Source organism: Paenibacillus barengoltzii NBRC 101215 (assembly GCF_004000745.1).
GTDB lineage: Bacteria > Bacillota > Bacilli > Paenibacillales > Paenibacillaceae > Fontibacillus > Fontibacillus barengoltzii.
Genome location: NZ_BILV01000020.1, coordinates 46,531 through 65,786, shown reverse-complemented (window position 1 = coordinate 65,786; position 19,256 = coordinate 46,531). Strand labels below are relative to the sequence as shown.

The following is a 19,256-nucleotide window of genomic DNA, read 5'->3' as shown; positions in this document are numbered from 1 at the left end:
GTTTTTGTATGGATGTCAGAGCGTCTTTACTGCTCAGATTGTTGTTGCTGTTGCTGCTGGAACTTGGCAATCGCCTCGTATTCTTCCTCCAGCTTTCGCGAGATGCGGATGTAGATGGGCAGCAGCTGCTTATAAATCGCCGCATGCTCCGGGTTTGGCGAATGCTCATGGGTGCCGCCAACCATATCTTTGACGACTTCAAAGGAGTCAATCTCGCCTAAAGCATACAGACCGAGTACTACAGCCCCTAAGCAGGAGCTTTCAAAGCTCTCCGGAATGACGACCTGCTGGTCGAAAATATCAGCCATCATTTGCCGCCATAATGGGGAGCGGGCGAAGCCGCCTGTGGCTTGAATTTTCTGAGGACGACCGATTTGTTCCTCCATCGCCAGGAGCACGGTGTAGAGGTTGTAAATGACACCCTCCAGCACGGCGCGGATCATATGCTCCTTCTGATGATGCAGCGTCAGCCCGAAGAAGGAGCCGCGGGCATGAGGGTTCCAGAGCGGCGCCCGTTCGCCGGCCAGGTAAGGGTGGAAGAGCAGGCCGTCTGAACCCGGAGCGACGCGTTCACCGATTTTGGTCAGCACGTCGTACGGGCTGATCCCAAGCCGTTTCGCCGTTTCAACCTCAGAAGCGGCGAATTCGTCCCGCACCCAGCGGAAGATGACGCCGCCGTTGTTGACCGGACCCCCGATCACCCAATGCTGATCCGTCAGCGCGTAGCAGAAGATTCGGCCCTTGGGATCGGTTCTCGGCCGGTCGACCACGGTGCGAATTGCCCCGCTGGTGCCGATCGTGACGGCGACAACGCCGGGGTCGATGGCATCGACCCCGAGATTGGACAGGACGCCGTCACTGGCGCCGATGACGAAGCGAGTGGAGGGAGCGAGTCCCATGGCATTGGCGTAGTCAGGCGCCAGGCCTTGCAGGACGTGCGTCGTCGGCACGAGCTTGGACAGATGCTCCGGCGTAATGCCGGCCACCTGCAGCGCTTCTTCGTCCCAATCTAAGCGTTCGAGGTTCAATAATCCAGTGGCCGATGCAATGGAATAATCGACGACGTACTCCCCAAACAACTTAAGGAAAACATATTCCTTAATCGATACGAATTTGCGCGCCTTTGCAAAAATGTCAGCCTTCTCATGGCGCAGCCAAAGCAGCTTGGTGAGCGGAGACATCGGATGAACTGGCGTGCCGGTGCGCAAATATATCTCTTGTCCGCCCAGCTCATTCTTCAGCTTCTCCGACCAATCCGCACTGCGATTGTCCGCCCACGTGAGACAGCGCATCAGCGGTTTGCCCTCACTATCCAGCGGGATGACGCTGTGCATCGCCGAGCTGAAGGAAACGAATCCGATTTGATCCGGAGCGATGCCGCCGGCTTTCATGACCTTGCCTACTGCGGCGATCACGGCCGCAAAAATCTCTTCCGGATCCTGCTCCGCCACGGCGGCGGAAGGGGTATACAGCGGATACTCCTCATTGGCCGTAGTGATCACTTGGCCGCTGCGTTCGTATAATACCGCCTTCGTGCTGGTCGTGCCGATATCGAGGCCGATCATATGTGTAACGGTACCCATAACCTACCTTCTCTCTATTTCAAATTTTCGTATTTCCATTGTAATGAGGTTTACCTTAGAAAATAAAGCTCAACACGAGGATTAGCAACAATCCTGCAACGGACAGGAGCGTTTCCATGACGGTCCAGGATTTGAGAGTTTGCGGTACCGACATATTAAAGAACTCCTTCACCATCCAGAAGCCGGCATCATTCACGTGGGAGAGTACGATCGACCCTGCACCGGTTGCAAGTACGGCCAACTCAACGTTCGCCCCGGGGGTCATCGCCAGCACAGGCGCGACAATGCCCGCTGCCGTTGTCATGGCGACTGTGGCCGAACCGGTAGCGACCCGGATCAAAGCCGCCACGAACCAAGAGAAGAGAATCAGATTCACGTGTGCACCGGTGGCAATTTCCGCGATGGCTTCGCCTACGCCGCTATTAATCAGTACCTGCTTAAATGCACCGCCGGCACCGATAATCAATACGATCCCGGCGATTGGCGCCAGACATTCGCTTGTGAATTTGGAGAGATCCTGTTTGCTGAATCCGCGGCTGTAGCCGAGGGAGAAGAAGGAGAATACGACCGCGATCAGCAGCGCCATGATCTCGTGTCCGATAAATTCACAGAACAGCGTGATCGGATGCGTAGCTTCCGGATCGAGGATATCAGCAATCGAGCCAATTAGCATAAGAATGACCGGCAGCAAAATGGTAAACAGCGTAATCCCAAATCCCGGCAGCTTGCGATCCCCTTTGACAGCGAATTGCTCCGCCAACTCGGCCGGAGGTTCCAGCACAATCCGTTTACCGATATATTTACCGAACAGAGGACCGGATACAATCGCTACCGGGAGGCCGATTAGAATTGAATACAACAGCGTTTTGCCGAGATTTGCGCCATAAGCATCAATGGCGATCATCGGCGCGGGGTGCGGCGGGACGAGTCCGTGTACAGTGGACAGACCCGCTAAGATCGGGATACCAATTTGAAGCAAGGACATTTTTGTTTTCTTAGCAACGGTAAAAACAATTGGAATCAGCAGAATAACACCAACTTCAAAAAATACCGGGATGCCAACGATAAAACCAACGAGCATCATCGCCCAGTGCACCCGTTTCTCGCCAAATCGGTCAACCAGTGTGGTGGCAATGCGTTCTGCGCCGCCGGATTCGGCCATCATTTTTCCCAGCATCGTACCGAGACCAATGACGATGGCGATCGTGCCGAGCGTTCCACCGAGACCACTTGTGATGGAGCTGACCACGTCCAGCGGCTTCATCCCCGCCAGAAGCCCAAGCAGCAGGGCGGAGATCAGCAGCGTCACGAAGGGATTCCATTTATATTTGGAGATTAACACGATCAAAAAAACGATGGTGAGCAGTGTCCAAAATAAGAGCGTAGCGTTATGGTTCATACCAAACAGGGTGTCCAAAGGAATTCCTCCTCTTTTGGTCATCTTGATGTATTTAGTTCAGCGCTTTCATAAATGATCGTGCTGGAAATGCTCTTAGTATGATCAAAACCAGCGAAATTTGATTATTGTATACTTGTCGACAACAAAGCCGGTTCAAAGGGCCAATAGGCCGCTTCGGTTAGCTATTGAGGAAGGCTCGTATGCAGCGTGCGGTGAGAGTCGGCGAAATACTCTTCCACGTTTCGCGCGATAATCCCGGGGTCACGGGATTCCAATCCCTGCAGCAGCTTGCGATGTTTGCCGATCACATAGTTAATTTTGTCATCGTCTTGTGACAACACCTCACGCGTTGTAATCAGCATCACCGTCATGACAATGTGGCGGATGCTGGTCCATAGATGCATGATACGCGTATGGTTAGCGCCAGCGATAATCGTTTCGTGAAAGCAGAGATCCTGGTAAGCAAATTCCGCGATATCCCGGTGTTTGCCGGCAAGCTCCATTTTGTCGATGATTTGCGCGAGCGGGGCGAGCAGCGCTTCCGGATTCTCGGCCACCTGTTTCGAGGCGAAGCTTTCGATCAGATAACGAACATCGTATAATTCGTCGACGTCTTTCAGGCTGAGGCCGTTTACCACCACCCCCATGCGCTGAAGGTTGATCAGCCCTTCATTAGAGAGCGTTTTCAGTGCTTCGCGAACCGGGGAACGGCTCGTGCCGAAATCCGCGGCGATGCGGTTCTCGGACAGAACGGTGCCCGGTTTGATCGTACCGCTAATGATCTGCAGGCGAAGCTCCGCGGCGATTGACTCACCCAGCGAGCTGCCTTTTAACCAAGAAGAAGGGTATTGCATGCGATATTTCTCCTATCTAAGGGATATGATCCCGCATAATGATCGTGAAGTTATAAATACTTCGATCATAGCATGAAAATCGTAAAGATGGGGGAAACTCGCGTTAGGTTTCAGCAATTTTTCAGCAGTTATTTCGCAGATTCGACCGCGTGGCCGCCAAATTCGTTGCGCAGCGCTGCAACAACCTTGCCGTGGAAAGTGTCCTCCTGGAGTGAACGATAACGCATAAATAGGGACATGGCGATCACCGGCGCATTCGCTTGCAAATCCAGTGCGGTTTCCACTGTCCATTTGCCTTCACCGGAGGAGTGCATCACACCGCGAATGCCTTCCAGTTTCGGATCCTTGGCAAAAGCACTCTGCGTCAGTTCCATCAACCAACTACGGATCACCGAACCGTTCGACCATACCCGGGCGACTTGCTCGAAATCGTAGTTGTACTGGCTTTTGTCCAGCAGTTCGAAGCCTTCGGCGATCGCTTGCATCATGCCGTACTCAATCCCGTTATGAACCATTTTGAGGAAATGACCGCTGCCGGATGGTCCTGTATACAGATAACCTCCGGTTACAGCGATGTCTTGGAAGACCGGCTCAACCAGACGGAAGGCTTCTTGCTCGCCGCCAATCATAAAGCAGCCGCCTTGGTGCGCACCTTCTACACCGCCGGAAGTTCCAACATCCAGGAAGCGAATCCCGTGCTCCGCCAGTTGCTGAGCAAGTTCCAGCGAATTTTTATAATGTGAATTCCCTCCGTCGATAACAACGTCGCCTGCATCTAGCAACGGTGTTAATTGGTCCATAACCGATTGCAGCGGGGCACCGGCTGGTACCATCACCCAAACGACCCGCGGTGCTTCTAATGATTTTACGAGCTCCTCCAGACTGGCGGCGGGAACCGCGCCTTTCTCAGCGGCGTTTGCTACGGACTGGGAATTCATATCGTAGGCCACGACGTTATGTCCATGCTCCAGCAGGTTTAGAACGAGATGGAAGCCCATTTTTCCAAGCCCAACCATACCTAATTTCATCTATAAAACACCTCGCAATTCTCTTTTTGTATACTTGTATACAACTTACAATTTGAATATACTCCGATTCGATTCGGCTGTAAACCATAATTATGAAAGCGTTTTGGCGAGTACTTGAAGGATTAATGATGAAAATACTTTTCCACATGTGAATAACTTCTATTCGAAAAGAATCTCGGTCAGGCCTGTGGAAAACTGTGCGGATTGAAGTTCAAAAACGAAAGCTGTGGATTGTGTATAACGGAAAAGAAAAAGGGAGGAAGGGGAAGTTCGGTTGACTTTTCCCAGGCGTTGTGGTTAAATGTATGAAGGCATTTTCTGTGGATATGAAAATGGGTAACATAAAGATAATGATGATATTCCTGTAAGGGGGTGCGATAGATGAAACCAACTTTCAAACCGAATGTGAGCAAACGTAAAAAGGTTCACGGATTCCGTAAAAGAATGAGCACGAAAAACGGCCGCAAGGTTCTCGCTGCTCGTCGTCTCAAAGGCAGAAAAGTACTGAGTGCGTAAAGCGTGCGTAAGGACCACCGCGGTGGTCTTTTTTTTTATATTAGTGCCTTGTGCGATCATTACGGCAATTTGGTCTATACTATTTAGATAACTGACTTTTGAACCACCTCGAAGTAGAAGTTTGAATCAAGGAGATAGCTCGTGCATAAACAACTTCGTTTGAGAAACCGCGCCGATTTTAATCGGATCTACCGGTTTGGCAAATCCTTTGCGAATCGCCAACTGGTGGTGTATTGGTCGAATAAACCGGAGATTGAACGTTTTCGGCTAGGGGTTTCGGCTAGTAAAAAAATCGGAAATGCCGTCGTTCGCAACCGGATGCGGCGAATGCTGAAGGAGATCGTCCGGCTGCATGAAGCCGAGATTCGCGACCATGTCGACCTGATCTTGATCGTGCGGAACGGGGCTGTCGGAATGGAATATAAGGACCTCGAAAAAAGCGTGCTCCATGTGCTTCGGAAAGCTTCGCTGCTGCGGGATTCCGGGCGTTAGGCAGGCTTGTTTCTTTGTCTCTTCAAATATGTTATGATTTACGTTGAATGGATAGGTTAAGAGAGGGGTTTTGAAGTGTCGCGATTGATGACTAACCGAAGAAGATGGCTTCTTCTCCTTCTGGCGGCCGTGATGGTGGCGGTTCTCGCAGGCTGTGCGCCTTCGAATGCACATCAGGCAACCACGACGGCTGATATGAGGACAAGTGGATCATGGTGGACTTCCAATGTGGTTTACTATTTCTCGCTCGCGTTGGATACGTTTGCAGAATGGTTTAACGGCGCTTATGGGATAGCGATTCTGATTATGGTGCTGATTGTGCGGACCTTGATTCTGCCGCTGACCTTAAAGCAAGTGAAGAGCTCCAAAGCAATGCAGGCCATTCAGCCGCAGCTCCAGAAAATCCGGGAGCAATATAAGGATAATCCGGAGAAACAGCAACAGGAGACAATGAAGCTCTTCCAAGAACACAAGGTGAATCCGATGGCGGGTTGCTTCCCGTTGCTTATTCAAATGCCGGTGTTCATTGCGCTGTATAACTCAATTTACTACAACTCGGCGATCCGAGATCATTCCTTCTTATGGTTGCAACTTGGAGAGCCTGATAAATTATTCATCCTGCCGGCGATCGCTGCGATTACGACGTTTATTCAAACGAAGATGATGTCGAGCATGAACCCGCAAGGGATGCAAGGCCCAATGGCGTTTATGATGTGGGTCTATCCGATTTTGATTTTTGTGATGGCGTACAATTTCGCCGCTGCGTTGCCGTTGTACTGGATCTTCAGTAACCTGTATACGATCGCGCAAAACTACTTTATCTACCGCAAGAAAGATCCAGCTTTGTCCGCAGCTGCCGCTACGGCAGGCGGAGGCAACGGTTCTTCTTCCGGGTCAGGGAAGAAGCGGGGCGGCTCCAATCTAAAAGCCGGTCATCCCGGTAGGGGTGCCAAGGAGGCCAAAAAATCGAAATGAATAAAATTGTGACGTCGGGAAAAACCATTGAAGATGCTGTTAAACAAGGATTGGCCAAGCTCGGCACCACCGAGGATAAAGTCGCCGTGAACGTGTTAGAGCAGCCGTCAAAAGGATTCCTGGGGCTGATTGGGGTGAGGGAAGCGAAGGTTGAGCTGACTTTGCTTGAACCACCTACACCTGCACCTGAACCTGCATCAGTACCTTCCTCAAATAGGACCCCTTCGATGTCTCACTCATCTGCTTCCGTGGTGGAGGAGAAGAGTACGGGCAGCGAGAAGGATCCCTATGCGGAGGCGGCGTCATTCATTCGGGAAGTCGGGGAGAATATGGGCTTGGATGTCAAAGTCGAAATCTCCCATAGCAAAGACCATACCGTGCTTAACATTTCGGGCCAGGATTTAGGTTTAATGATTGGGCGCAGAGGGCAAACCCTCGACGCTCTGCAATATTTGGCGAATATCATCGCTAACCGTTATTCGGACAGCTTTATTCGCATCGTCCTCGACGCGGAGAACTTCCGGGAGCGCCGGAAGAAGACGCTGGAGGACCTTGCCGTCAGATTGGCCGGACGGGTCGTTCGAACGCGTAAAGAGGTTACGCTCGAGCCGATGTCGCCGCAGGAGCGCAAAGTGATTCATTCCAAACTTCAGGATCACCCGGAGGTCAAAACTTATAGTAAAGGTGAAGAGCCCAACCGGAGGGTCGTTATTACTCTGAAGCACAGCAAATGAATGAGACGCAGGTGACGTTTGCTCGGCGTAAGCTGGGGAAGCGTCATTTTTTTTAGGGTGGACTCAACCCTCCCCACCCCTCCCTTACCGTAAGGGAGGGCGCCCGAGGGCCTGCGGCCCTCTGGTCTCCCGCAAAGGGGAAGAACGTAGGAGGTCAAGAGGCGCTCCTGCTCGCTGTCCCCTTCGGGGATGCGCTCTATGTTGGTGCAAGGAACGCTTTCCCCCCTTCGGGGTACGTCTTACTTGGGGAGCACCTGGGCTACCTGGAAAACCGTGCTGCTCAAAACTGCTGCTTTCAGCTCACCCGAGGAACGTTGAGGTTGAAGTCACTTTTCGCCCCTGCGGGGCCCACCTCTACTTTAGAGCTCCTGCTGGCTGTGAGGGCTCATGCTTAGAAGGGGAGCGAGGAGAGACGGCGGTGTTTTCGGAGGGACTGTGAGCAAGGAGGCGCTGTCTCCTACGGAGATACGCTCACGTTAGAGCAGGATAATGAGGGCGGATGCTTCGAAGAGGAGCGTGGAGAGACGGCGATGGTTTCGGAGGGACTGTGAGCAAGGAGGCGTAGTCTCCTGCGGAGATGCGCTCACGTTGCAGAGGTATGTGGGCGGAAGCTTCGAAGGGGAGAATAGAAAGACTGCGCTGTTTTGAAGGAACTATGAGCAATGTCACGTTGTCTCCTTTGGGATGCGCTTAGGTTTGAGTGGAACCCGAGGGGATACAATGGAAAGACCAGCGCGGAGCTGTTACAATTACGAACTTTCTTATATAACAAAACTACTAGCGAGGTGAAACCCATGCTTAGTGATACAATTGCTGCGATATCGACGGCGGTGGGCGAAAGCGGCATCGCCGTGATTCGCGTTAGCGGGCCGGAGGCGATCTCCCAAGTGGGGGGGCTATTCCGCTCCAAGACGGCGCTGCCGGAGGCGGAAAGCCATACGGTACACTATGGCTTTATCGTGGACCCGGCGACGGGCGAGAAGCTCGAAGAGGTGCTCGTCAGCGTCTTTCGCGCGCCGCGCTCCTTCACCACGGAAGATGTGGTGGAGATTAGTACGCACGGCGGGATCATCTCTGTTAAGCGCGTGATGGACCTGCTGCTCCAGCAACGCGGGATTCGCCTCGCCGAGCCGGGCGAGTTCACGAAGCGCGCGTTCCTGAACGGGCGGATCGACCTGTCGCAGGCGGAGGCGGTCATCGACCTGATCCGATCCAAGTCGGATCGGGCGTTCTCCGTGGCGCTGAAGCAGGTCGAAGGCCAGCTGTCGCGCCAAATCAGCAAGCTGCGGCACACGTTAATTGAGACGTTGGCGCATATTGAGGTGAACATCGATTATCCGGAGCATGACGTGGAATCGATGACGATGGCGTTTATCAAGGAGAAGTGCGCGGAGGTGTCGGAAGGCATCGACGCGCTGCTGAAGACGGCGAACCAGGGCAAGATTCTGCGCGAGGGGATTACGACGGCGATCGTCGGCCGCCCGAATGTCGGCAAATCCTCGCTCATGAACGCCCTGGCGCGCGAAAATAAAGCGATCGTCACTGACATCCCGGGCACAACCCGGGACGTGATCGAAGAATATGTGACGATCAATAATATTCCGCTGAAGCTGCTCGACACGGCGGGGATCCGCGAGACGATGGACGTCGTTGAGCAGATCGGCGTGGAGCGCTCCAAAGCGGCGGTGAGCGAAGCGGACCTGATCCTGCTCGTGCTCAACAGCGCCGAAGCGCTGCATGAGGACGAGATTGCCTTAATGGAGCAACTGCAGGGGCGGTCCACGATCGTGCTTTTAAATAAGATTGATTTACCGCAGCAGTTGGATCGGGAGGTGGTCCGGCGTTATTTTTCCGAGGAATCGATCGTCGAATTGTCGGTCAAAACGGAGGAAGGGCTGGATCATCTGGAGGACGCCATTGCCCGGATGTTCTTTGGCGGGGAGCTGGAGTCCAATGATTTAACGTATGTCAGCAACGTGCGGCATATCGCTTTGCTGAAGAAGGCCAAGCAATCGCTGGCAGATGCCTATGAAGCGGCGGACAGCGGCATTCCGATCGATATTTTGCAGATCGATGTTCGGCTGGCGTGGGAGCAATTAGGTGAAGTGATTGGGGATTCGGCTCCGGATGCGTTGATTGATCAGATTTTTTCGCAATTTTGTTTGGGGAAATAAAGAGGTCTTTCGTATCAGCAGCGCCTGTTCATGGTATGATGATACGGATAGCGTTTTGAATGGTGCAAGGTAAAGGAGGTTGACGATAGATGGGTTACGCTGCCGGAAATTATGAGGTGATCGTGGTCGGTGCGGGGCATGCAGGCTGTGAGGCGGCTTTGGCTGCAGCGCGGATGGGCTGTCGGACGCTGATGGTCACGATCAATTTAGATATGGTTGCTTTTATGCCGTGCAATCCTTCGATTGGAGGTCCGGCTAAAGGCCACGTCGTCCGTGAAATTGATGCCTTGGGCGGCGAAATGGGCCGTAACATTGACAAGACGTTCATCCAAATGCGGATGCTTAATACCGGGAAAGGCCCGGCCGTTCATGCGCTGCGCGCGCAGGCGGATAAATTCTTGTATCAGCACGCGATGAAGGAAACGTTGGAGAAGGAGCCTAATCTCACGATGCTCCAAGGGATGGTCGAGGAGCTCATCGTGGAGGACGGCCAGTGTGTGGGCGTCATTACGAAGACCGGCGCAGAGTATCGTGCGAAAGCGGTAGTACTGACGACCGGTACGTATTTGCGCGGGAAAATCATTATGGGCGAGCTGATGTACGAAAGTGGTCCAAACAATCAGCAACCTTCAGTACATTTGGCGCAAAACTTGAAGGACTTGGGCTTTGAGCTCGTTCGCTTCAAGACAGGGACGCCGCCGCGGGTGCATAAGGATTCGATTGATTTCTCGCAAACCGAGATTCAGCCGGGGGATGAGAAGCCGAAGTTTTTTTCCTATGAGACTAAAAGTTCGGACAATGAACAACTGCCCTGCTGGCTGACGTATACTTCCGAGGAAACTCACAAAATTGTTACAGATAACTTGCATCGCGCACCGATGTTCTCAGGGGTTATTGAAGGCACAGGGCCTCGCTACTGTCCTTCCATCGAGGACAAAATCGTACGTTTCAGCGATAAGCCAAAGCATCAGATATTCCTGGAGCCGGAAGGCAAAAACACGTCGGAATACTACGTACAAGGCTTCTCCACCAGCATGCCGGAAGAAGTTCAACTGCAGATGCTGCGTTCGGTTCCTGGCTTGCAAAATGTGCAAATGATGCGGACCGGTTATGCGATTGAATATGATGCGGTAGTGCCAACGCAGCTGTGGCCTTCGCTGGAGACGAAGCGATTGCCGGGGTTGTTCACGGCGGGGCAAATCAACGGTACGTCCGGTTATGAGGAAGCGGCGGGACAAGGCATCATGGCCGGGATTAATGCTGCGCGCAAGGTGCAAGGCAAGGAGCCGATTGTGCTTGATCGTTCGCAAGGCTACATTGGCGTGTTGATCGATGATTTGGTGACCAAGGGAACCAATGAGCCATACCGTTTGCTGACTTCACGGGCAGAATATCGGTTGCTGCTCCGCCACGATAACGCCGATTTGCGTTTGACGCCGCTAGGTTATGAAATTGGATTGATTTCGGAAGAGCGGTATGCTCGGTTTTTGGATAAGAAGCAGAAGGTCGAGCAGGAGATTGAACGGTTGAAGGCGACAAAGATTCGCCCGTCTGAAATCAATCCGCTACTGGAGTCGATTGGTTCTGCCCCCATTCAAGACGGAAGCAATTTGCTGACGATTTTGCGCCGTCCGGAAGTGACGTATACGCATATCGCTTCGATTTCTCCATCAGAGGTTGAGCTGGATGAGGAAATGCAGGAGCAGGTTGAGATCCAAATCAAGTATGCCGGTTATATCGAGAAGCAATTGATCCACGTTGAAAGATTACAAAAAATGGAAAAGAAAAAGATCCCTGAAAATATCAACTATGACGATATTCAAGGCCTGGCCATCGAGGCGCGGCAAAAGCTGTCCAAAATTCGCCCGATCTCCATTGGGCAAGCTTCGCGGATTTCAGGGGTTACGCCTGCGGACATTTCCATTTTGTTGGTGTATTTAGAGCATTATAACCGGGTCACGGCTGCGGGAGGGTAACTATTGGATTCGATACAAGCCCAGTTTTGCTCGCTGCTCCAGGAACATGGCATTGCGGTGTCGGAGGAGCAGCTCAAGCAATTTGAACGTTATTATGAAGAACTAGTTTCCTGGAATGAAAAAATGAACCTCACCGGGATCACCGAACGGGATCAGGTCTATATCAAGCATTTTTATGATTCGATTAGCCTGGCTTTTCATGTCCCGATGGGGGAGATCGAATCCATGGCGGATATCGGATCTGGCGCCGGGTTTCCCGGCATTCCTCTAAAAATTTGTTTTCCGCATCTACAGCTCACGATCGTAGATTCGTTAAACAAACGGATTCAGTTCTTGCAGCATGTGGTGGATGAATTAGGGTTGTCCCAGGTGCGTCTGCTTCATGGACGTGCAGAAGATTTAGGACGCCAGGAAAACCTTCGTGATGCCTTCGATTTGGTTACCGCCCGAGCGGTGGCTCGTATGGCGATTCTTAACGAGTTCTGTTTACCATTTGCGAAACCCGGCGGCTTATTCGTGGCGATGAAGGGGAGTAATCCAGAGGATGAAGTGAAGGAAGCGGCCCGAAGTTTATCCGAGCTGAAAGGGAAATGGGTCAGCACGCCGGCATTTTCTCTTCCATTGGAGAACTCCGAACGTCATTTGGTGCTGATCCAAAAAACGTCTCCTACGCCAAAGAAATATCCGCGAAAAGCAGGAATACCAGCGAAAACACCGTTGGTTTAAACGATTATAGAGGTATCCCCCTTAGCAAAATGTTCCACGTGAAACATCGCTAAGGGGGCTTTTTGTCCGTTTGCACGCTTATCCTATCTCTTTTCTATAACTTCTCTAAATTAGAGAATAGGATTATAGAGGAAAAAGTGGTAGAATAGATATATCGGGTTGGTTGAGGGTTGGATGGACGTTTTGAAGCCACGGTTCATTTGGTGGACAAACCCTTAACGAACGTGCATTTCGTTTAGAGCAATGTCATCCAACGGGGATGATCCGTAAGGCTTAGCCTTATGTCACTTTGAAATTAGGTGGTAATCGACGGAATGAAAGAACAATTTTCTAAATTGTTTGGGCTAACCGAACGAAATAGCGGAGATGAAGTGAGACAAATTCCGGTGGGGGAAATTGTCGGCAGTCCTTATCAGCCGCGGACGATCTTTGACGACGAGAAAATCGATGAACTCTGCCAAACGATCCGTACTCATGGCGTGATTCAACCAATTGTCGTACGGTATCGGAATGATAAGTATGAGATCATTGCCGGAGAGCGTCGTTGGCGTGCCGTCAAAAAGCTGGGCCTCGAGTCCATTCCTGCGATCTTGCGCGATTTCAATGATTCGCAAGCCGCGTCTATTGCTTTGATCGAGAACCTCCAACGGGAAGGGCTGACTTCGATTGAGGAGGCGATGGCTTACCAAAACTTGATCGATTTGCATCAATTGACGCAAGAGAGCTTGGCTCAACGTCTTGGGAAGAGCCAATCCACGATCGCCAATAAGATCAGGCTGCTTCAGCTTCCAGATGAGGTAAAGAATGCGCTGATGGAACGGAAGATTACAGAGCGTCATGCGCGTGCTTTGTTATCCTTGGACTCGGAAGAGCTGCAGCTGAAGGTGTTGGGTGAAATCATCAGCAAAGAGCTGAATGTAAAACAGACAGAAGCCCGCATTGCCTTTTATAAGGAAGTAGCTAATAACAAAAAGTCTCCTTCGAGACGAATCTCCTTTACTAAGGATGTTCGATTGGCTCTTAATACGATTCGCCAGTCGATTGATATGGTTACAGGTTCGGGTTTGCAAATTAAAACGGAAGAGAAGGATCATGAGGATCATTATGAAATTGTGATTCAGATCCCGAAACGTTCATAAACTCGCTCGCTGACCCTAACCGCGAGGTTCTGGTCAGCTTCTTTTTCGGTCTTTCTTGAATAGTTGTGAACATGCGATTGCTGAACTATCTATGGACATGTGGATAATGATTATCCTTATGTACATGGGGTGGATATATCGGTTCATAGCTGCTCATCTCTCGATATCGACCGGCAGGTGTATTCACCACGCATTGCTATAGGTCTTTTTGTAGCTGCAGCCTAGAATGCGTACATGAGTACTACAAAGAGATTCTTCTATTATATTGAGGTGAACTGGATTGTCTAAAATCATCGCCATAGCGAACCAAAAAGGGGGCGTCGGTAAGACGACGACTTCTGTCAATTTGGGAGCGGGATTAGCTGCCATCGGAAAGAAAGTACTGCTGATCGATATTGACCCCCAAGGGAATACGACAAGTGGTGTTGGCATTAATAAAGCGGATGTTGCGAATTGCATTTATGATGTACTCATTAACGAGGTTCATCCAAAAGATGCAATTGAACATACGGAGATTGAAAATTTGCATATCATCCCGGCTACGATTCAACTCGCTGGGGCTGAAATCGAATTGGTTCCCACCATTTCGCGCGAAGTCAGACTTAAGAAATCGTTACAACCGATTCGGAACTTATACGATTATATTTTGATTGATTGCCCGCCTTCGCTAGGAATTCTTACCATTAACTCCTTGACCGCCGCTGATTCCGTTCTCATTCCTATTCAGTGCGAATATTACGCTTTGGAAGGACTTAGCCAACTATTAAACACGGTGAGATTGGTTCAAAAGCATTTAAATACTTCGCTGCAAATCGAAGGGGTCTTACTAACGATGTTTGATGCCCGGACAAATCTGGGTATTCAAGTCATTGAAGAGGTTAAGAAGTACTTCCAGCAGAAGGTTTATAAAACTGTGATTCCACGTAATGTGCGTTTAAGTGAAGCGCCGTCCCATGGTCAATCCATTATTACGTATGACCCTCGTTCGAAGGGTGCGGAAGTATATCTTGAGTTGGCAAAGGAAGTGGTATCTTATGAGTAAACGATTGGGCAAAGGATTGGATGCTCTGATCCCGGCACTGTCTATTCAGGAAGATGATAAGGTTATAGAGATCCCACTTAACCAACTACGTGCCAACCCGTATCAACCACGCAAGACCTTTGATGAGGAGGCTATACGGGAATTGGCCGAATCGATTCGGCAACATGGGGTTATTCAGCCAATTATTGTACGCAGCGTACTTAAAGGTTATGAAATTATCGCAGGGGAGCGCCGGTTCCGTGCTTCACAATATTGCGGTAATACAACCATCCCGGCGGTTGTTCGGAGTTTTTCAGACCAACAGGTTATGGAAATTGCGCTAATCGAGAACCTGCAGCGTGAAAATTTGAACGCGATGGAAGTGGCGGTAGCGTACCAAGGGCTGATGGATCAATTCCAGCTCACACAGGAAGAGCTTTCGTTGAAGGTAGGAAAGTCTCGTTCTCATATCGCGAACTTTTTGCGATTGCTTTCCTTGCCGGACGAAGTGAAGGAATATGTTTCACGTGGAACATTATCGATGGGACATGCCCGAGCTTTGGTTGGGTTGAAGGATCCAGACATAATTAAGCAGTTGGCTCAGCAATGTATCGATCATGAATGGAGCGTTCGTGATCTGGAGAATGCGGTGCAACAACTGGATCGCAAAAAGCAGGAAAAACCAAAACCGGCTGGAAAGAAACGGGACCCTTATATCGAAGAAGTGGAAGAGAGTCTGCGTGAACGGTACAAGACGACAGTCAAAATTAAAGCGAATAAAGATAAAGGGAAAATCGAAATTAACTATTACAGCCAACAGGATCTGCAACGGCTGCTCGATATGTTAACTTCGGGATAAATGAAATGACATATCCAACTTTTGGATAGCTCCTAAAGTGGGGGCTACAGAAGGAGGGTATGTCATTTCTTGGTCTGGCATTCGATTGAACTGGAATGAATGGTGAGGTTGAAACTCTAATCCAAACTTACACCAATATCCTAAGGAGGGAATGTGTTTGCGTGAGGGAAAATCCATTATCTATTTGGATCATGCGGCGACATCTTGGCCAAAACCTCCTAGGGTAGGAGAAGTGATGTTGGAAATACTAAACGGACCAGCTGCTAATGCAGGACGAGGGAATCATGGGATGGCGCTCCAAGCAGGAAGGGTGTTGTACAAAACGCGTGTCAAGCTGGCCCAGCTATTTGGAGTCTCCAATCCCAATGATATTGTGTTAACCTCCAGCACAACTTCGGCTTTGAACTTAGCCATTAAAGGATGGCTAAAACCAGGGGATCATGTGGTGGCGACCACCGTTGAACATAATTCGGTAAGACGTCCTCTTGAGTTTTTGAAGCGGACTTCAGGCATCGAAGTAGATTATGCTGAGGTGGATGCTTACGGTCGATTAGATTTGGAGCAGGTGGAGAAACTTTTTCGCCCTCACACACGTTTACTTGTATGCTCTCATAGTTCGAACTTGTTGGGATGTATTTTACCGGTTCAAGCTTTAAGCCAGATAGCTCATGCACACGGAGCGATTTTATTGGTGGATGCTGCGCAAACGGCAGGGTGCTATCCGGTGAATGTTCAGGAAATGGGGATTGACTTGCTTGCCTTTCCAGGGCATAAAGGGTTGCTTGGTCCACAGGGGACTGGGGGATTATACATCCGCTCGGATCTTGATCTAGAACCGCTAATGCATGGGGGAACAGGCAGTCAATCCGAAGAACTTGAACAGCCGTCGGTACGTCCTGACCGGTATGAAGCTGGCACGGTGAATACGCCCGGGATTGCCGGGTTAGGTGCTGGCGTGGAAACCGTGCTGGAACGTGGTGTGGAGCAGATTCATCGTCACGAGTGGGAGTTAACCCAATTTTTAATGAAGGAACTGTATGAGGTTCCTGGTGTTCGTCTGATCGGTCCAGAGATCGGTCAGCCTCGAACGGGTATCGTATCGTTTACAATCGAAGGACGAGATGCCTCGGAGGTCGCCTTTGTGCTGGATCGGGAATATGGCATCGCAGTTCGTGCAGGATATCACTGCACGCCGTTAGGCCATCAAACGGCCGGCACACTGGAAGGCGGAGCCGTTCGCGCCAGTGTAGGTTATCTGACGACCGAGGCAGATCTTCAGAAGTTAGTGGATGCAATTCATAAGTTGATGAACTGATCTCAAGCACAGAGGAGTAGAAAGTCGCATGCGGGAATGGAATGATCTCATCTTTGAGCAACTAGTCTGGATCGTTGGAGGTTTCGTTCTCCTGATCCTTTGGATGTTGATCTGGAATTTGATTCAGGGAAGTAAGCTTCGTAAGATGAAACGAAGATACGAACTGATGATGAAAGGTGCCGGCGTACAAGACCTGGAGACCTTGCTCATCGATTTAAAAATGCAGCAGGACAAAATCGAAGATGTCCAGGAAGAACAGAAGCAGCAACTCACACAAATTCAAAAGTGGATGCCTATGCAAAAATCAAAAATCGGAATCAAACGCTACAATGCTTTCGGTGAAAAGGGGAACGACTTGAGCTTCTCCATTGCGATCATTAATGATCAGCAAGATGGCGTAGTCCTAACGGGCCTGTACAACCGCGATGGTTCATTTGTATATGCTAAGGGCTTGGAAAAAGGGGAGTCACCGCATGCGCTCTCTCCGGAAGAACGGGAAGCTATAGCTCTTGCCGGGCTAAAGAAATAGAACCCTGAGTCCACTCTTTGATCGCGGTATACAAGCATTTTGATATAATTTCTGAAAGACGCATAACTAGACTGAGACGTGTGTTCTGCAAAACAAAGTATTCCATGAAGCCGCCGACATTGACGATGCCCGTAAGATGGATATCGCCGACCGGCGGTAATTCTTTATTTACCCCTGCGCCAGGACGGAGGGGGCCTTGCACTACTTGAATCGATCCAACGCTGGATGTTTGACCGAGGCAGGCGTCTATGCTGATGATATAAGGGTCAGGGAATCGTGCGTGGATTTCATCTAACGTTTCTTTTAGATTCATAGCATGTACAGGCTCATCGAGAGTACCGTAGAGGTGAAAGTATGGGCAGCGATACTTTGCCAACGCGCTGCCAACCAGAGGGCCTAAGCAATCTCCGGTGGAACGATCGGTCCCGATGCAGACGACAACGATGTCTTGTCCTGGGGTAACCTGTCCAAAATGCAGAAGCAACCGGTGAATGATGGCCGAATGAATGCCGGGTTCGGTATGAGGGATTTTTAAATAAGGAATTTCTTGTCCTGGAATGGTCGGTTGAATCTGTGACATGGAATCTTCCTTTCCGCTGAAGATCAAGTGCGTATCCGCACTTTAAAGATTTAGTAGATAGTATATGGAAGAAATGCGTATTATATACTCGTACCAAAGTCTTAATGAGTAAAAAGGAGAGGAATCTGAGTGGAAGAGGAATGGTTGGTGATGGCGTTTGATTCAACCCAGCAGGCACTGCGTGCAGAGATGCTGCTGGAGTACGCTGAGGTAGAGATCGATTTGTTTCCTACCCCCAAAGAAATCACGGCAGGATGTGCGTTATCGATTCGTTTTCCGCAAATGTCGTTAGACGTGGTGAAACAAATCATCACTTCGGAATCCGTAGAGATTCGAGGGATTTACTCCCACGACGGGATGAGCTATCATAGCATCAAGCTTTAGAGCATTGCAGTTTTTGACTCATATCTCATATATTGATGAAACTCACAAAGGATTGATAGATATGCTGCTGGCGAATGAATCGGAAGTGATCCAGGATGCGGCCGAAACGGTGACCACTTGGAAGGATAAATTATGGAATTGGTTTACAGATATGGATATGTGGACGGATGTGCTTTTTTCAGGGATTAAAATCATTTTAATTTTTGTCCTTACCCGATTGTTTGTTCGAATTTTATTTCGAATAATCGATCGATCGTTGCAGAAGAGGGAGAAAAGCCGGTTACATATGAACCCGCGACGGTTAGTTACCGTTGGCGAACTACTCAAGAATGTCACCACCATCACCAGCAATTTTATTATGGTTATGTTAGTGTTGGGGGAGATTGGGTTTGATCTGGCACCGCTGCTGGCGGGTGCCGGAGTTCTTGGCTTGGCGATTGGTTTTGGTGCTCAAAGCATGGTGAAGGATGTAATTACCGGCTTTTTTATCATTCTGGAGGATCAGTTTGCTGTCGGCGACGTCATTCAAACCGGAAGTCTGAAGGGAACGGTGGAGATGATTGGACTGCGCTCCACACGGCTGGTAAGCTGGACGGGGGAGGTTCACATCATCCCGAACGGAATGATAACGAACGTAACGAACTATTCCGTGGGGACCGCATTAGCGGTGGTTGACTTGCCGTTTAGCAACTCCAGGAAGCTGGAGGACAGCGTAGAGCTGCTGAAAAGGGCTATGCAGCGCCTGAAAGGAGAGCAGGAGGAGATCCCTCAAGTTCCGAATGTACTGGGCATTCAGTCGTTAACTTCGAGCGAATATGTTATTCGAATTGCGGTGGAGTGTGCGCCAGCCATTCGATCGGAAGTGGAGCGCCAGATTCAGGCGTATGCCAAAGAAGCCCTGGAGCAAGAAGAGATGGAGAACCAGCGAGGGCGTGCATAGATCTAAGGTTCGCTTCAATTTATTGGGATTTA

The 19,256-nt window shown here is 50.3% G+C and carries 19 protein-coding genes; 14 read left to right on the top strand and 5 right to left on the bottom strand.

What is annotated here, in order from left to right:
* Positions 1–26: 26 nt before the first annotated feature.
* The 4 genes from gntK to gnd form a co-directional block, all read right to left on the bottom strand.
* Positions 27–1,583 (bottom strand): gluconokinase, encoded by a 1,557-nt coding sequence (gntK, locus tag PBA01S_RS08085; RefSeq protein WP_127575752.1) that lies wholly within the window; start codon positions 1,581–1,583, stop codon positions 27–29.
* Positions 1,584–1,638: 55 nt separating this feature from the next.
* On the bottom strand, positions 1,639–3,000 hold the full coding sequence (locus tag PBA01S_RS08080; RefSeq protein ID WP_028540076.1) for a GntP family permease: 1,362 nt from the start codon (positions 2,998–3,000) through the stop codon (positions 1,639–1,641).
* Between the two features lie 164 nt (positions 3,001–3,164).
* The gene (locus PBA01S_RS08075) at positions 3,165–3,836 is read right to left on the bottom strand and encodes a GntR family transcriptional regulator (RefSeq protein ID WP_028540075.1); all 672 of its coding nucleotides are present in this window, start codon (positions 3,834–3,836) and stop codon (positions 3,165–3,167) included.
* Positions 3,837–3,964: 128 nt separating this feature from the next.
* Positions 3,965–4,864, bottom strand: a complete 900-nt coding sequence (gnd, locus tag PBA01S_RS08070; RefSeq protein WP_127575751.1) for a phosphogluconate dehydrogenase (NAD(+)-dependent, decarboxylating) — start codon at positions 4,862–4,864, stop codon at positions 3,965–3,967.
* Between the two features lie 381 nt (positions 4,865–5,245).
* On the opposite strand from gnd, the gene rpmH reads away from it, so the two are divergent.
* The 12 genes from rpmH to PBA01S_RS08010 all read left to right on the top strand — a co-directional run bounded on the left by rpmH (position 5,246) and on the right by PBA01S_RS08010 (position 17,320).
* Positions 5,246–5,380, top strand: a complete 135-nt coding sequence (gene rpmH, locus PBA01S_RS08065) for a 50S ribosomal protein L34 (protein WP_009223341.1) — start codon at positions 5,246–5,248, stop codon at positions 5,378–5,380.
* A 141-nt stretch (positions 5,381–5,521) separates the two neighbouring features.
* Entirely contained in the window at positions 5,522–5,872 is a 351-nt protein-coding gene (gene rnpA, locus PBA01S_RS08060; protein WP_009223342.1) for a ribonuclease P protein component, read from the top strand.
* A gap of 75 nt (positions 5,873–5,947) precedes the next feature.
* Complete coding sequence (locus PBA01S_RS08055) at positions 5,948–6,847, top strand: YidC/Oxa1 family membrane protein insertase (RefSeq protein WP_028539975.1); 900 nt, start codon at positions 5,948–5,950, stop codon at positions 6,845–6,847.
* Positions 6,844–7,581: an RNA-binding cell elongation regulator Jag/EloR gene (gene jag / locus PBA01S_RS08050; RefSeq protein ID WP_028539974.1), complete on the top strand. Its 738-nt coding sequence runs from the start codon at positions 6,844–6,846 to the stop codon at positions 7,579–7,581. Before PBA01S_RS08055 ends, jag begins: the two co-directional genes overlap by 4 nt.
* 794 nt (positions 7,582–8,375) lie before the next feature.
* A complete protein-coding gene (gene mnmE / locus PBA01S_RS08045) occupies positions 8,376–9,755 on the top strand; it encodes a tRNA uridine-5-carboxymethylaminomethyl(34) synthesis GTPase MnmE (RefSeq protein ID WP_127575750.1) in 1,380 nt (459 codons plus the stop codon).
* A gap of 89 nt (positions 9,756–9,844) precedes the next feature.
* A complete protein-coding gene (gene mnmG, locus PBA01S_RS08040; protein WP_127575749.1) occupies positions 9,845–11,731 on the top strand; it encodes a tRNA uridine-5-carboxymethylaminomethyl(34) synthesis enzyme MnmG in 1,887 nt (628 codons plus the stop codon).
* A gap of 3 nt (positions 11,732–11,734) precedes the next feature.
* Positions 11,735–12,457, top strand: a complete 723-nt coding sequence (gene rsmG / locus PBA01S_RS08035) for a 16S rRNA (guanine(527)-N(7))-methyltransferase RsmG (RefSeq protein WP_016314584.1) — start codon at positions 11,735–11,737, stop codon at positions 12,455–12,457.
* A gap of 314 nt (positions 12,458–12,771) precedes the next feature.
* The gene (gene noc, locus PBA01S_RS08030) at positions 12,772–13,596 is read left to right on the top strand and encodes a nucleoid occlusion protein (protein WP_127575748.1); all 825 of its coding nucleotides are present in this window, start codon (positions 12,772–12,774) and stop codon (positions 13,594–13,596) included.
* Between the two features lie 280 nt (positions 13,597–13,876).
* Complete coding sequence (locus PBA01S_RS08025; protein WP_016314582.1) at positions 13,877–14,638, top strand: ParA family protein; 762 nt, start codon at positions 13,877–13,879, stop codon at positions 14,636–14,638.
* Complete coding sequence (locus tag PBA01S_RS08020; protein WP_016314581.1) at positions 14,631–15,476, top strand: ParB/RepB/Spo0J family partition protein; 846 nt, start codon at positions 14,631–14,633, stop codon at positions 15,474–15,476. Before PBA01S_RS08025 ends, PBA01S_RS08020 begins: the two co-directional genes overlap by 8 nt.
* A 151-nt stretch (positions 15,477–15,627) precedes the next feature.
* Entirely contained in the window at positions 15,628–16,791 is a 1,164-nt protein-coding gene (locus PBA01S_RS08015) for an aminotransferase class V-fold PLP-dependent enzyme (RefSeq protein WP_085169962.1), read from the top strand.
* A gap of 28 nt (positions 16,792–16,819) precedes the next feature.
* Positions 16,820–17,320, top strand: coding sequence for a DUF4446 family protein (locus PBA01S_RS08010; RefSeq protein WP_016314579.1), 501 nt, complete (start codon positions 16,820–16,822; stop codon positions 17,318–17,320).
* On the opposite strand, the gene yyaC is transcribed toward PBA01S_RS08010, so the two are convergent.
* The gene (gene yyaC, locus PBA01S_RS08005; RefSeq protein ID WP_016314578.1) at positions 17,292–17,900 is read right to left on the bottom strand and encodes a spore protease YyaC; all 609 of its coding nucleotides are present in this window, start codon (positions 17,898–17,900) and stop codon (positions 17,292–17,294) included. The two genes, PBA01S_RS08010 and yyaC, sit on opposite strands and share 29 nt — an antisense overlap.
* Positions 17,901–18,050: 150 nt before the next feature.
* Between yyaC and PBA01S_RS08000 the strand changes: the two genes are divergently transcribed.
* Together PBA01S_RS08000 and PBA01S_RS07995 are read left to right on the top strand one after the other, a co-directional pair.
* Positions 18,051–18,284, top strand: a complete 234-nt coding sequence (locus tag PBA01S_RS08000; RefSeq protein ID WP_036626237.1) for a putative Se/S carrier protein — start codon at positions 18,051–18,053, stop codon at positions 18,282–18,284.
* A 61-nt stretch (positions 18,285–18,345) separates the two neighbouring features.
* On the top strand, positions 18,346–19,224 hold the full coding sequence (locus tag PBA01S_RS07995) for a mechanosensitive ion channel family protein (RefSeq protein ID WP_036701091.1): 879 nt from the start codon (positions 18,346–18,348) through the stop codon (positions 19,222–19,224).
* Positions 19,225–19,256: the final 32 nt, after the last annotated feature.

Bases quoted from the DNA above. Each gene is read 5' to 3' on its own strand.
- gntK (WP_127575752.1), bottom strand. From the start codon at position 1,583: ATGGGTACCGTTACACATATGATCGGCCTCGATATCGGCACGACCAGC.
- PBA01S_RS08075 (WP_028540075.1), bottom strand. From the start codon at position 3,836: ATGCAATACCCTTCTTCTTGGTTAAAAGGCAGCTCGCTGGGTGAGTCA.
- gnd (WP_127575751.1), bottom strand. From the start codon at position 4,864: ATGAAATTAGGTATGGTTGGGCTTGGAAAAATGGGCTTCCATCTCGTT.
- rpmH (WP_009223341.1), top strand. From the start codon at position 5,246: ATGAAACCAACTTTCAAACCGAATGTGAGCAAACGTAAAAAGGTTCAC.
- jag (WP_028539974.1), top strand. From the start codon at position 6,844: ATGAATAAAATTGTGACGTCGGGAAAAACCATTGAAGATGCTGTTAAA.
- mnmE (WP_127575750.1), top strand. From the start codon at position 8,376: ATGCTTAGTGATACAATTGCTGCGATATCGACGGCGGTGGGCGAAAGC.
- mnmG (WP_127575749.1), top strand. From the start codon at position 9,845: ATGGGTTACGCTGCCGGAAATTATGAGGTGATCGTGGTCGGTGCGGGG.
- noc (WP_127575748.1), top strand. From the start codon at position 12,772: ATGAAAGAACAATTTTCTAAATTGTTTGGGCTAACCGAACGAAATAGC.
- PBA01S_RS08020 (WP_016314581.1), top strand. From the start codon at position 14,631: ATGAGTAAACGATTGGGCAAAGGATTGGATGCTCTGATCCCGGCACTG.
- PBA01S_RS08015 (WP_085169962.1), top strand. From the start codon at position 15,628: ATGTGTTTGCGTGAGGGAAAATCCATTATCTATTTGGATCATGCGGCG.
- PBA01S_RS08010 (WP_016314579.1), top strand. From the start codon at position 16,820: ATGCGGGAATGGAATGATCTCATCTTTGAGCAACTAGTCTGGATCGTT.
- yyaC (WP_016314578.1), bottom strand. From the start codon at position 17,900: ATGTCACAGATTCAACCGACCATTCCAGGACAAGAAATTCCTTATTTA.
- PBA01S_RS08000 (WP_036626237.1), top strand. From the start codon at position 18,051: ATGGCGTTTGATTCAACCCAGCAGGCACTGCGTGCAGAGATGCTGCTG.
- PBA01S_RS07995 (WP_036701091.1), top strand. From the start codon at position 18,346: ATGCTGCTGGCGAATGAATCGGAAGTGATCCAGGATGCGGCCGAAACG.